Raw genomic sequence first — 12,824 nt, 5'->3', positions numbered from 1 at the left:
GCGCCGTCGACCTGACGCCGTGGAAGGGCGCGGTACCGGCCGGCATCGTGCTGGTGATCCTGGTGATCGCCATCTACGCGGCCTTCGCCGGCTGAGTGGCGATGACGAGGAAGCAACCATGAGTCTCGATGACCTGCTGCCCCACCAGGGCGGCGCCGACGCATTGGCAAGGCTGCTGGCCCGTGAGCTGCTCGGCGGTCGCTGGCGGCCCGGGGAGACTTTCCCCAAGGAGCTGGATATCGCCGCCCATTTCGGCGTCAGCCGCAACCAGGTGCGCAACGCCCTGACCAGCTTGACTGCGGCTGGCCTGCTCGAGCGCACCGCCGGCCGCGGCACCCAGGTGCGCGAGGTCGGCGAGTGGCACCTGCTCGACCCGCAGATGAGCGATTGGCTGGTCGGCCTGGAACGTCCCCAGCCACAATTGGTGCGCGAGCTGCTGGCCTTCCGCTACTCCGCGGAGCCGGTGGTGGCCGAACTCGCTGCTCGAGCCGCCGACGTGGACGACCTGACGCGCCTCGAGGCGGCCCTGCACGGCATGGTCGAGACCGCCGAGGCGCCGGGGCTGGCCGGCCGCCATGCGGAACATGACGTGGCCTTCCACGAGGCCATCTACGATGCCAGTCACAACCTGATCTGGCGGCAGATGGGCCACCTGCTGCGGCCCTCGATCATCGCCCTGGTCCAGCACTCCCAGCGCCCTGCCCGCGGCGACGATGGTCTCTCCGACAGCTTGGCTCGCCACCGTGCCGTGTTCGAGGCGATCAAGGGCGGCGATGGCCCGGGGGCGGCTCGGGCCGCCCGCGAGGTGCTGCGCCGCACCGCCCGGGACCTCGGGATCGATACCGGCGACAGCGACACCTAGACATTCATCGGCCGCCATCCGGGCGGCCGTTCACGCCTGATCATTGACGCGTTCAGCAAGGAGCCTTTCATGAAGATCACCCGACTCAAGACCTGGCAGGTGCCGCCGCGCTGGCTGTTCCTCAAGATCGAGACCGACGAGGGCGCCTATGGCTGGGGCGAGCCGGTCATCGAGGGCCGTGCCGCCACCGTCGAGGCCGCGGTCCATGAGCTTGCCGACTACCTGGTCGGCCAGGATCCGCATCGCATCGAGCACCTGTGGAACACCATGTATCGCGCCGGCTTCTATCGCGGCGGGCCGATCCTGATGAGCGCCATCGCCGGCATCGACCAAGCGCTGTGGGACCTCAAGGGCCGCGACCTGGGCGTGCCCGTGCACCAGCTGCTGGGCGGCGCGGTGCGCGACAGGATGCGCATGTACGCCTGGACCGGCGGCGACCGTCCGAGCGACGTGGGCGCCGGCGCCAAGGCGCTGGTCGACCAGGGCTTCACCGCCTTCAAGATGAACGGCACCCCGGAGCTTCAGATCGTCGACAGCCACCGCAAGGTCGACGAGGCCGTGGCGCGAGTGGCCGAGGCCCGCGAGGCGGTGGGGCCGGACGTCGGCATCGGCATCGACTTCCACGGCCGCGTGCACCGGCCCATGGCCAAGGCGCTGCTGCGCGAGCTGGAACCCTTCCACCCGATGTTCGTCGAGGAACCGGTGGCCCCCGAGCACCTGCCGTGCCTCAAGCACATCGCCGGTGGGCTCGGTTATCCGCTGGCCACCGGTGAGCGGCTGCATACCCGCTATCAGTTCCGCGACCTGCTGGCCGACGGCATGATCGACATCGTCCAGCCCGACCTGTCCCACTGCGGCGGCATCAGCGAGGGCCTGAAGATCGCCGCCCTGGCTTCCGCCCACGATGTGGCCATGGCGCCGCACTGCCCGCTGGGGCCGCTGACGCTGGCCACTTCGCTGCACGTGGATGCGGTCAGCCACAACGCCTTCATCCAGGAACAGAGCATGGGCATCCACTACAACAAGGACAACGACGTGCTCGACTACCTGATCGACAAGTCGGCGCTCGGCATCGAGGACGGCTTCTGTGCCATTCCCCAGGGCCCGGGGCTGGGCGTGGAGATCGACGAGGCCTTCGTCGAGGAGCGCGCCAAGGTCGGCCACCGTTGGCGCAACCCGGTGTGGACCCATGAAGACGGCTCCATCGCCGAATGGTAGGAGATGCCGAGATGACTCAAGCGATTCCAACTCGGCTGGCCTGGATCGCCGTCGACTGGGGCTCCAGCAACCTGCGTGCCTGGGCGCTGGCCGGCGACGGCGAAGTGCTGGCCGAGGCCGAGGCCGCGCGCGGCATGCTGGGCCTCGCTCCGGCCGACTATGAGCCGGCGCTGCTGGCGACGATCGGTGACTGGCTGCCCGCCGAGGGGCGCGTCACGGTGCTGGTGTGCGGCATGGCCGGCGCTCGCCAGGGCTGGCGCGAGGCCTCGTATCGCTCGGTGCCCACCGCGCTCGATGCCCTGGCCGAGGGCGCGGTGCGCCCGGCCACCGAGGATCCGCGCCTCGACGTGCGCCTGCTGCCCGGCCTCTGCCAGGGCGCGGACGCCGGCGGCTTCGACGTGATGCGCGGCGAGGAGACCCAGCTCGCCGGGCTTGCGGCCCTCGAGTCCGGCGTCTCCGGCCCGGTGTGCCTGCCCGGCACCCATGCCAAGTGGGCGACGCTCGAGGACGGCCGCGTGCAGGGCTTCCACACCTATATGACCGGTGAGCTCTATCGCCTGCTGGCCGAACGCTCGGTGCTGGCCCACTCGCTGGGCGAGGACGACCTCGAGGACCCGGCCTGCCGCGAGGCCTTCACTGCCGCTGTGGCGGAGGCGGTCGACGCGCCGGAGGCCTTCACTCAACGGCTGTTCGGGCTGCGCGCCATGGACCTGCTCGACGATGCCCTGCCGAGCGGCGAAGCCCGCGGCGCCGTGCTGGCGGCCCGGCTCTCCGGGCTCGCCATCGGCCTGGAGCTGGCCGGCGCCTGCCGCGATCTCGACGCGGGCCAGACCGTGCGGCTGATCGGCGGCGAAGCGCTGTGCCGCCGCTACGCCCTGGCGCTCTCGGCGCAGGGCCACGCCAGCGAGATCATCGCCAACCAACGCGCGGTGCTGGCCGGCCTCGGCCTGGCCCATGCCGCCCTCGACCCTGCTGACAATGACTGAACAGGAGCCTTGTCCCATGTCCCTTCCGCTGATCGGTATCCTGCGCGGCATCACCCCGGATGAAGCCGTCGACGTCGGCGAGGCGCTGCTAGCCGCCGGCCTCGATCGCCTCGAGGTGCCGCTGAACTCTCCCGAGCCGCTGGAGAGCATCCGCCGCCTGGCCTCCGCGCTTGGCGATCGCGCCGAGGTGGGCGCCGGCACCGTGCTGACCGTCGAGCAGGTGCGCGACGTTCATTCAGTCGGCGGCCGGCTGATCGTGTCGCCCAACTGCCGCCCGGCGGTGATCGAGGAGACCCGCCGGCTGGGCATGGCGTCCTATCCCGGCATCGTCACGCCCTCCGAGGCCTTCGACGCCCTGGACGCCGGCGCCACGGCGCTGAAGCTGTTCCCGGCGGTGCAGGTCGGTATCGAGGGCATGAAGGCGGTGCGCGCCGTGCTGCCGTCGGGCACCGAGCTCTATGCCGTGGGCGGCATCGGCGTCGACAACTTCGTCCAGTGGCGGGCCGCCGGCGTCAACGGTGCCGGGCTCGGCAGCGCCCTCTACAAGCCGGGCCTCAGCGCCGACGAGGTCGGCGAGCGGGCACGCAAGCTGGTCGAGGCCTGGCAGGCCGCGAGGCCAGCCGCATGAGCGATGCGGCGCGTGTTGCGGTGGCCAGCGGCTGTGAGCTGGGCGAGGGCCCCCAGTGGTACGCCGCGCTTGGCCGCCTGGTGTGGTGCGACATCCTTGGCAAGCGCCTGCACTGGCTCGAGGCGGCAAGCGGCGAGACCGGCGTGATTGCACTCGATCACATGGCCTCGCTGGCCGCGCCGCTGGACGACGGCGGGATGCTGGTGGTGGGCGAGGATCGCCTGTGCTGGCTGGATTTGGCGACCGGCGAGATCGCACGGCTGATGGGCTTCGAGGCCGACAACGCCGTCACCCGCAGCAACGATGCTCGGGTGGATCGTCACGGCAGCCTGTGGCTGTCGAGCATGGGCAAGGGCGCCGAGGACGGCGCCGGCAGCCTCTACCGGCTGCATCGCGGCGAGCTTTCGCGCCTCAGGAGCGGGCTGACGATTCCCAACGCGATCTGCTTCTCGCCCCGGGGCGAGCATGCCCATTTCGCCGACACGGCCCGTGGCATCGTCTATCGCTGGGCATTGGACGCCGAGGGCTGGCCGGTCGGCGAGCCCGAGCCCTGGGTGGACTTCGCCGGGCGCGAGGGCAATCCCGACGGCGCGGTGATCGACGCCGAGGGTGCCATGTGGCTGGCGCTGTGGGGCGCCGGCAAGGTGGTGCGTCTGGACCGCGAGGGCCGCGAGATCGACGCCGTGACGCTGCCTGCCACCCAGCCTTCCTGCCCGGCCTTCGGCGGCGAGGGGCTGACCTCTCTCTACATCACCACGGCCCGCGAGGGCATGAGCGCCGAGCAGCGGGACCGCGAGTCCGGGGCCGGCGATCTGTTCGTCGCCGATCTTTCAGTGCCAGGGCTCGCCGAGCCGACGCTGCGGCTCGGCTGAGGCCTCTCAGCCTGCGTCGCCCATCGGATAGCGAGTATCGCGCAGGCTGTCCTTGATCTTCTTGAGGTGGGGCAGGAAATCCTCGCCGCGCCTCAGGGTGACGCCGGTGGCCAGCACGTCGATCAGCGCCAGTTGAATCATCCGCGACGTCATCGGCATATAGTGGTCGGTGTCCTCCGGCGCCGAGACTTCGAGCGTCTCGGTGCATTCGGCGGATAGCGGTGAGTCCGGCGCGGTGATGCCCAGCACCACGGCGCCGTTTTCGCGCGCCAGGCGGGCGATGTCGACCAGCTCGCGGGTGCGGCCGGTGTAGGAGAGAATCACCACCACGTCGCCGGTGTGGCAGGCGGCGGCGACCATGCGTTGCATCAGCACGTCGATGTAGGCCGACACCGGGATGTTGAAGCGAAAGAACTTGTGCAGGGCATCCTGGGCCACGGCCCCGGAGGCGCCCAGGCCGAAGAAGTGCAGCTGCTTGGCCTGGGTCAGGTAGTCGACCACCCGCTCCACCCGGGTCGAGTCCACCTCGCGCCGCGCGATGTCCAGGGCGGCGATGGTGGCGCCGAAGATCTTGCCGGTGTAGTCGCGCGCGGCATCACCGGGCTCGACCGCCTGGCTGACGTAGGGGGTGCCGCCGGCCAGGCTCTGGGCCAGCTTGATCTTGAAGTCCGGGTAGCCCTTGGCGTCGAAGCTGCGGCAGAAGCGGTTGACCGTGGGCTCGCTGACCGAAGCCGCATGGGCCAGGCTGGCAATACTCATGCTGGTGGCGGCGGCCGGGTCGGCGAGGATGACGTCGGCGACCTTGCGTTCGGATCGATTGAGCTCATCGAGGCGACGGCGGATGCGGTCCAGCAGATCGTGACTGACCATGCGCGAGAGGGTCTCCGTGAGGCGGGGCGACGCGATCGCTCCCGGGGTGTGTCGATATGATGTGGTGATTTAACTACATTATGCTCACTATCCTAGCGCGCGCGCAGGGGGCTCGGCCACCAGGGGGCGGCACCGTCTCCTCTTTTAGTAGTAATCTTACAGAATATTTTTGGAGATGGCGGGCGCAATAGGCTAGTATTTTGTTAAGTTAACCAGATGGGGGCGGACATGAGTCAACACAAGCGGCCCGAGGCGGCGCTTTCCTCCGGGGATTCCGGCACGGCAATCGACCTGGCCCTGTTCGGAGCGCTCGGCGACCTGGCCCAGCGCAAGCTGTTTCCCGCGCTCTTCCACCTGGAGCGCGAGGGGCTGCTGGATCCCGCCACGCGGCTGCTGGGCCTGGCGCGCCAGGAGCTGGACGCCGATGCCTTCAAGGCGCGCGTCGAGAAATCCCTCAAGACTTATGTCAAGGCCGAGGAACTGGATCGCGAGTCGCTGGGCCGCTTCCTGGCCCGGCTCGACTTCCTGCAGCTCGACTTCACCCAGCCCGAGGGCTACGCCGCCATCCGCGAGTGGCGGCAGGGGTCGGCGCAGCCCATGGTGGTATACCTGTCGGTGGGCGCGAAGATCTACGGCGATATCTGCCACCACCTGCAAGCCAGCGGCAGCCTCGACGAGGCCAGCCGGGTCGTGGTGGAGAAGCCGATCGGCTATGACCTGGCCTCTTCGGCCGAGATCAACGATGCCATCGGTGCGGTCTTCCCCGAGTCCCGCGTCTATCGCATCGACCACTACCTGGGCAAGGAAACGGTTCAGAACCTGATCGCCCTGCGCTTCGCCAACCCGCTGTTCGGCACCCAGTGGAACCAGAACCACATCTCCCACGTGGAGATCACCGTGGCCGAGAAGGTCGGCATCGAAGGCCGCTGGGGCTACTTCGACGACGCCGGCCAGCTGCGCGACATGGTGCAGAACCATCTGCTGCAGCTGGTCTGCCTGATCGCCATGGACCCGCCGGCCAACCTCGATGCCGACGCCATCCGCGACGAGAAGGTCAAGGTGCTCAAGGCGCTCAAGCCGTTCACCGACGACATGCTGGGGCGCGACGTGGTGCGCGGCCAGTACATCGCCGGCACCATCGACGGCCAGGCGGTGCCCGGCTACCTGGAGGAGGAGGGCGCCAATCGCGCCAGCCACACCGAGAGCTTCGTGGCGATGAAGACCGAGGTGGCCAACTGGCGCTGGGCGGGGGTGCCGTTCTACCTGCGCACCGGCAAGCGCATGCCGGAGAAGCTGTCGCAGATCGTCATCCACTTCCGGCAGCAGCCGCACTACATTTTCGATCCCGATCAGCGTGCCCTGGCCGCCAACAAGCTGGTAATCCGCCTGCAGCCGGAGGAGGGCATCGCGCTGGAGGTGCTGACCAAGGACAGCGGCCTGGACAAGGGCATGCGTCTGCGCCGTGGTCCGCTGCATCTGGACTTCAACAGCGCCTTTCCCAAGACCCGCATCCCGGACGCCTACGAACGCCTGCTGCTCGAGGTCATGAAGGGCCAGCAGTACCTGTTCGTGCGCCGCGACGAGGTCGAGCACGCCTGGCATTGGTGCGACAGCCTGATCGCCGCCTGGGCCGATCGCGACGAGCCGCCGCGGCGCTATCCCGCCGGCTCCTGGGGTCCCGTCGCCTCGATCGCGATGATCACCCAGGACGGCCGCAGCTGGTATGAAGACTATTGACCCCGTCGGTACGAGGATGATTGACATGAGCGATGCCAACCCGACGCCCCGCGAGTGCCTGGCCCACCAGCTCGCCGAGGCGGTGGCCGAGGCCCTGCGCACCGACCTGGCCGAGCGTGAGCGCGCCCTGCTGGTGGTCTCCGGTGGCTCGACCCCGGTGCCGTTCTTCACCGCCCTGGCCGCCATGGAGCTGCCGTGGCCGCGCATCGACGTGACCCTGGCCGACGAGCGCTGGGTGGCCGAGGACGCCGACGACAGCAACGCCCGCCTGGTGCGCGAGCACCTGATGCAGGGGCCGGCCGCTGCCGCCACCTTCGTGCCGTTGACCACCGAGGACGCCACGCCCGAGCAGGGCGCCGAGGCGGTAGCCGAGCGCATCGCGGGTCTTGCCTGGCCGGCCAGCGCGGTGATCCTGGGCATGGGCGGCGATGGCCACACCGCTTCATTGTTTCCCGACAGCCGGGAGCTGGAGCTGGCGCTGTCCACCGCCGAGCCGGTGGTGGCCGTGCGTACTCCCAGCCAGCCTCAGCCCCGTATCACCCTGAGCGCCGATCGCCTGCACCAGGCGCGCCGTCATATTCTGCACATCACCGGTGGCGACAAGCGCAGCGTGCTGGCCCGAGCCCTGGCCGGTGACGACGTTCGCGAGTTGCCGATCCGCGCCTTCCTGGCCTGCCCGCTGGCCACCTATTGGGCGCCCTGAGTCGCCCCCGGACCCTTTCAGGAGCCACGACATGACCATCGACAAACAGCTGCCGTCCACTCGCACGACCGAGATCGACAGCATCTGCCTCAAGGCCGAGGTGATCCCGGTGCTGGCCATCCAGCGCGTGGAGGATGCCGTGCCCCTGGCCACCGCCCTGGTGAAAGGCGGCCTCAGCGTCCTGGAAGTCACCCTGCGCACCGACTGTGCCCTGGAGGCCACCCGGCGCATCAAGGAAGCGCTGCCCCAGGCCAGCGTCGGCGTCGGCACCGTGCTGACCCCGGCCCAGTATCGCCAGGCCGAGCAGGTCGGCGCCGACTTCGTGGTGACCCCGGGCACCACCGAGGCCCTCTATCGCTACGGCGTGTCCAGTCCGGTGCCGATGTTGCCCGGCGTTGCCACCGTCTCCGAGCTGATGATCGGCTGGCAGTTCGGCTACCGCCGCTTCAAGTTCTTCCCCGCCGAGGCCAGCGGCGGCGCCAAGGCCCTCAAGGCCTTCGCCGGACCGATCCCCGAGGCACGCTTCTGCCCCACCGGCGGCATCGGCCTGGACAATGCCGACGACTATCTGACGCTGCCCAACGTGATGTGCGTGGGCGGCTCCTGGCTGACGCCCAAGTCGCTGGTCGAGGCCGAGGACTGGGACGCCATCCAGCGCCTGGCCCGCGAGGCCGCGGAGCGTTTCCACCACTGAGTTTTCACGACCCCATCGGGTTCTCTCTCGACAGCCAGTCGCTGTCCTTGCGCCCCGGCCATTCGGTCGGGGCTTTTTTTGCATTGCCTCTTGGCGTGAATGTCATTGTGGGAGCGCACTTCAGTGCGCGATGGCGCGGACAGGCGCCTAATGTACGCTGCGGGCCTCCGAGCCATCGCGCAGCAAGCGGCTCCCGCGAGGAGCAACGGTACTCATGCCCATGAAGGCCTGAAAGGCAACATGGAATCCTCCATGACCTCACCGCTTTCACGCCAAGGTGGCGAAGAACATTTTTTGTGCCGGTCTCGTGCCGGGAAGCGCGGCGGGGCGAGCAGGCCGGTCGGCGATCCCCGGAGGTGGTTCGTCCGGACGATTGTCCTCTCGCTTGCCCTTCGGGCAGCAACGCTTGAAGCGATCATCCTGCGAGGCCGCCTGGTGGTTTGCATCCAAGGGCACATGAGCCGCTCCCTCAAGCACTAGACGATGGTCTATTTCACCACTGGCCGAGCCTGAACCTGACTGGCGCCAATAACGAGGATGCGAGGCGCCAGGGTAGGCTTTCTATCTACCTGAAATCAGGGGCTAGTCGCCATGTCCTGGCTGGCCATCAGGCGGAGTCGCCGCGCCTTCGGAGACCGCATGGGAGGTCGCTTCTACGACTTTGGTGGGTTTGACTCCCCCATCGGCGACGCTATCTTAGAGGTGTAAGTTAGATATCTAAGCAAATGAGCGGCCCCGAGCTGGATCCCTGGCCGCCCCGTGAGTAGGAGACCGTGCGAAATGCTGACCCAGGACGAGAATGACCTGCTGTGTCGTATCGAAGGCGAGGCCCCCATGGGGCAGATCATGCGCCGTCACTGGATTCCCGCCTGCTTGTCGGAAGAGGTCGATGAGCCGGATGGTGATCCGGTGCGGGTGAGGCTGCTGGGCGAGGACCTGGTGGCTTTCCGTGATACCGACGGCCGAGTGGGCGTGTTGGACGAGATGTGCCCCCACCGCCGGGCATCACTGGTGTTGGGTCGTAATGAAGAGTGCGGGCTTCGCTGCCTCTATCACGGCTGGAAGATGGACGTCGACGGCAATGTGCTCGAGATGTCATCCGAGCCGCCGGAGTCGAAGATGACCGAGAAGGTCAAGCACAAGGCTTATCCGACTCATGAGGAGGCGGGGTTCGTCTGGGTCTACATGGGCCCTCCCGAGGAGCAGCCTGAGTTCACTGCCCCGGTGTTCCAGCCGACGCCTGATACTAAGGTGTCCATCTCCAAGGTCATCATCGACTGTAACTGGGCCCAGATCCTCGAGGGGGCCATCGACTCGGCGCATTCGTCTAGCCTGCACTCCACCGACATGGTGCCCGCGCGGACCACCGGCGCCGAAGCCACGGATACGCTGTGGCTGCGTCCCTCCACGGACAAGGCGCCACGCTTGCAGGTCCAGAAGACGCGCTTCGGCTTCCGCTACGCGGCGATTCGCCGGCCCATCAAGGATGCTAAGACGCACGACTATGTGCGTACCACATTGTTTATTGCTCCCTATACCGTGCAGATTCCCCCGAACAACCAATACGACATCGCCATCCTGCACGTGCCGATCGACGACACCCATACGGCTTTTCATTTCATCGCCTGGGGACATGCCGCCACCACGCCGGATACGGAGTCCTGGCGGAAGTTCCTGGGTACGCAGATCGGCCTCGATGTCGATAAGAGCTTCCGTAAGTTCCGCACCCGCGAGAATAATTACTGGCAGGATCGTCGGATCATGCAGCTGGGCACCAGCTTCACCGGCATCAAGGGCATTCCCAATCAGGACATCGCCATGTGGGAGACCATGGGGCCGATCGCTGACCGTACCCATGACCGGTTGGGCGCCAGCGACCTGGCGATTGTCGAGTTCCGTCGCCAGATGCTCCAGGCGGCCAAGACCATGCAGGATGGTGGACCGGCCATCGGTGCCGAGGAGCCTCGCATTCCGCACCACAAACTCAAATCCTTCCAAGGCGTGGTGACCAAGGAAACCGACTGGCGCGAACTGGGCACGGCCCCGGAAGAGGCGGAGTATTACGCGGAACAGTGAGGCTCTGAAACCGCTTTTAGTAACTACTGATTAGACCAAGCGGTGTCGTGTTCATGAGCGCCGACGATAAGATCACAAGACAGGAGTACTGATGAACAAGCTGGAACTTTCGGTGGCGGTGGGAAACTACGACCGCATGCGCCCCCTGATCGACGGTGAGGTACAGATCGATGGCGTGGATCCCGTGTTCATGCTGCATGATCCGGAGGAGATCTTTTTTCGCGCCTTCCGGCATGCCGACTTCGATATCACCGAGCTGTCGCTCAGCAGCTATGCGGTCAAGACGGCGGCGGGGAATTGTCCCTATATCGGCGTCCCGGTTTTCCCCTCGCGCGCTTTTCGACACACCTCAATCTACATTCGTACCGATCGCGGCATCGAGGCCCCGGCCGACCTGCGCGGCAAGCGCATCGGCGTGCCGGAGTACCAGCTGACGGCCAATGTCTGGGCGCGGCTGTTCCTCGAGGAGGATCACGGCCTCGCCCCCCGGGACGTTACCTGGATGCGTGGCGGCTACGAGGAGCCCGGTCGCGTCGAGAAGGTCAATCTCGACCTGCCCGATGGGGTGCGCGTGGAGAACATACCCGAAGGGGAAACCCTGTCCGGCATGCTGGCCTCCGGCGAACTGGACGCGGTGATGGGGCCGCGAGCGCCCTCCTGCTTCGAGCGTGGACATCCCCACGTGGGCTATCTCTATGCCGAGCCGCAGCGAGCCGCCTCGGATTGGTACCGCCGAACAGGCATCTTCCCCATCATGCATCTGTTGGGAATCCGCAAGACGCTCGTCGAGCGTCACCCCTGGTTGCCGTTCTCCGTCTACAAGGCCTTCGAACAGTCCAAGGCTCGAGCCTTGGCCAAGCTCAGCGATACCTCGGCGACCAAGGTGACCCTGCCATTCGTCGAGGATCAGTTGCGGGCCGCCCGGCAGCTCATGGGCGACGACTTCTGGTCCTATGGATTCGCACCCAACCGGCATGCCCTCGCGCGATTCCTTCAGCAGCATCATGACGAAGGGTTGTCTGGTAGGCGGCTGGAGCCTGAGGAGCTCTTTCATCCCGCCACCCTGGAGAGCTTCAAGATCTGATCACCCTGACACAGCCAGCGCGATGCCTACCCATGACACCGGCAAGATCAATAACAACGAACGATGACTCAAGACGACAAGGTGAAAAAATGACAATGTCGATCAAGAAGACCCTGATGGCCGCCGCTCTCGTTGTCCCCGCCATGGCGGCGAATGTCGCCTCTGCCCAGAGCTACAACATGACCGTCGCCGGCGCTTCCCCCGGGGGACTGTGGTCATTGCTGGGGGCGGGCCTGGATAGCGCCATGAAAGCCGAATTTCCAGGCTCCACCGTCACCTACCAAACCTCCGGTGGCGGCCTCGCAAACGTGGCCGTACTCCAGCGCGATGATGCCAGCCTGGCGATCATCGAGGATGCTGTGCTTCAGCGGGCACGCGATGGCGAGCCGCCATTCCGTGAACCGAGCGACGATCTTCGCGTGATCGCCAACCTCTATACCTGGGCACCTATGCAGCCCGTCATTCGAGAGGCGTTTGCCGAGGAGTACGATATTGACAGCTTCGCTGACATTGGCGAGGTGAAACCTCCGATCACCATTGCCATCAATAAGCGGGGCAACATCGCCTCGAGTGTCGCGGAAACCATGCTCGAGACGATCGGTGCGAGCCCAGAGGAACTGAAGAGCTGGGGGGGCGACCTGATCTATGCGGCCTCCAGTGAGCAGTCGGGTCTAATCCAGGATCGACGCGCCGACATGATCCTCAACAGCCTCTTCGTCGGTCATAGTTCGCTGATGCAGGCCGGGACCAGTGTCGACCTGACCCTGTTGCCGTTGTCCGATGATATCGTGCAGGAGATCACCCAAAAGACGGGTACCACGCCCTTCGTGATCCCCGGCGGTTCCTATGACTGGGCGCCCAATGACATTCCCACCGTCTCGATTAGTGCCACCCTCGCAGTACGCAGCGATATGGATGAGCAGCAGGCCTATGACCTGACCAAGGCCGTCTACGAGAACTACGAGAAGATCGCCAACGTGCATCCGGCGATGCGGAGCCTGACGCCCGAGATCATGGCATCCGTGGACGTCATTCCCTATCACGATGGGGCCATGCGCTACCTGAAAGAAGCCGGCCTTCGTTAATCGAGTGAG

Annotated in this window: 12 protein-coding genes; 11 read left to right on the top strand and 1 reads right to left on the bottom strand. The window is 66.6% G+C overall.

Features of this window, described 5'->3' with window-relative positions:
* Positions 1-118: 118 nt before the first annotated feature.
* The 5 genes from FHR96_RS15055 (at position 119) to FHR96_RS15035 (ending at position 4,566) form a co-directional block, all read left to right on the top strand.
* The gene (locus tag FHR96_RS15055) at positions 119-862 is read left to right on the top strand and encodes a FadR/GntR family transcriptional regulator (RefSeq protein ID WP_183388512.1); all 744 of its coding nucleotides are present in this window, start codon (positions 119-121) and stop codon (positions 860-862) included.
* A 69-nt stretch (positions 863-931) separates the two neighbouring features.
* Positions 932-2,080 carry a galactonate dehydratase gene (gene dgoD, locus FHR96_RS15050; RefSeq protein ID WP_183388511.1) on the top strand — a complete coding sequence of 383 codons (1,149 nt, stop codon included), beginning with the start codon at positions 932-934 and terminating at the stop codon, positions 2,078-2,080.
* Between the two features lie 11 nt (positions 2,081-2,091).
* Positions 2,092-3,066, top strand: a complete 975-nt coding sequence (locus FHR96_RS15045; protein WP_183388510.1) for a 2-dehydro-3-deoxygalactonokinase — start codon at positions 2,092-2,094, stop codon at positions 3,064-3,066.
* A 16-nt stretch (positions 3,067-3,082) separates the two neighbouring features.
* On the top strand, positions 3,083-3,694 hold the full coding sequence (locus FHR96_RS15040) for a 2-dehydro-3-deoxy-6-phosphogalactonate aldolase (protein ID WP_183388509.1): 612 nt from the start codon (positions 3,083-3,085) through the stop codon (positions 3,692-3,694).
* Complete coding sequence (locus FHR96_RS15035) at positions 3,691-4,566, top strand: SMP-30/gluconolactonase/LRE family protein (RefSeq protein ID WP_183388508.1); 876 nt, start codon at positions 3,691-3,693, stop codon at positions 4,564-4,566. Before FHR96_RS15040 ends, FHR96_RS15035 begins: the two co-directional genes overlap by 4 nt.
* 6 nt (positions 4,567-4,572) lie before the next feature.
* Here FHR96_RS15035 and FHR96_RS15030 read toward each other — a convergent pair whose 3' ends face one another.
* A complete protein-coding gene (locus tag FHR96_RS15030; RefSeq protein ID WP_183388507.1) occupies positions 4,573-5,436 on the bottom strand; it encodes a MurR/RpiR family transcriptional regulator in 864 nt (287 codons plus the stop codon).
* Positions 5,437-5,664: 228 nt separating this feature from the next.
* Between FHR96_RS15030 and zwf the strand changes: the two genes are divergently transcribed.
* From zwf to FHR96_RS15000, 6 genes are all read left to right on the top strand, one after another.
* Positions 5,665-7,173, top strand: a complete 1,509-nt coding sequence (gene zwf, locus FHR96_RS15025; RefSeq protein WP_183388506.1) for a glucose-6-phosphate dehydrogenase — start codon at positions 5,665-5,667, stop codon at positions 7,171-7,173.
* 25 nt (positions 7,174-7,198) lie between these two features.
* Entirely contained in the window at positions 7,199-7,876 is a 678-nt protein-coding gene (pgl, locus tag FHR96_RS15020; protein WP_183388505.1) for a 6-phosphogluconolactonase, read from the top strand.
* Between the two features lie 31 nt (positions 7,877-7,907).
* Complete coding sequence (locus tag FHR96_RS15015) at positions 7,908-8,570, top strand: bifunctional 4-hydroxy-2-oxoglutarate aldolase/2-dehydro-3-deoxy-phosphogluconate aldolase (RefSeq protein WP_183388504.1); 663 nt, start codon at positions 7,908-7,910, stop codon at positions 8,568-8,570.
* 780 nt (positions 8,571-9,350) lie between these two features.
* The gene (locus FHR96_RS15010; RefSeq protein WP_183388503.1) at positions 9,351-10,646 is read left to right on the top strand and encodes a Rieske 2Fe-2S domain-containing protein; all 1,296 of its coding nucleotides are present in this window, start codon (positions 9,351-9,353) and stop codon (positions 10,644-10,646) included.
* 91 nt (positions 10,647-10,737) lie between these two features.
* Positions 10,738-11,730, top strand: a complete 993-nt coding sequence (locus FHR96_RS15005) for an aliphatic sulfonate ABC transporter substrate-binding protein (protein ID WP_183388502.1) — start codon at positions 10,738-10,740, stop codon at positions 11,728-11,730.
* 89 nt (positions 11,731-11,819) lie between these two features.
* Positions 11,820-12,815, top strand: coding sequence for a TAXI family TRAP transporter solute-binding subunit (locus FHR96_RS15000; protein ID WP_183388501.1), 996 nt, complete (start codon positions 11,820-11,822; stop codon positions 12,813-12,815).
* Positions 12,816-12,824 lie beyond the last annotated feature (9 nt).

This window comes from Halomonas organivorans (assembly GCF_014192055.1).
Lineage (GTDB): Bacteria > Pseudomonadota > Gammaproteobacteria > Pseudomonadales > Halomonadaceae > Halomonas > Halomonas organivorans.
The sequence above is the reverse complement of the archived record's forward strand: the minus strand, read 5'-3'. Positions and strand labels throughout refer to the sequence as shown.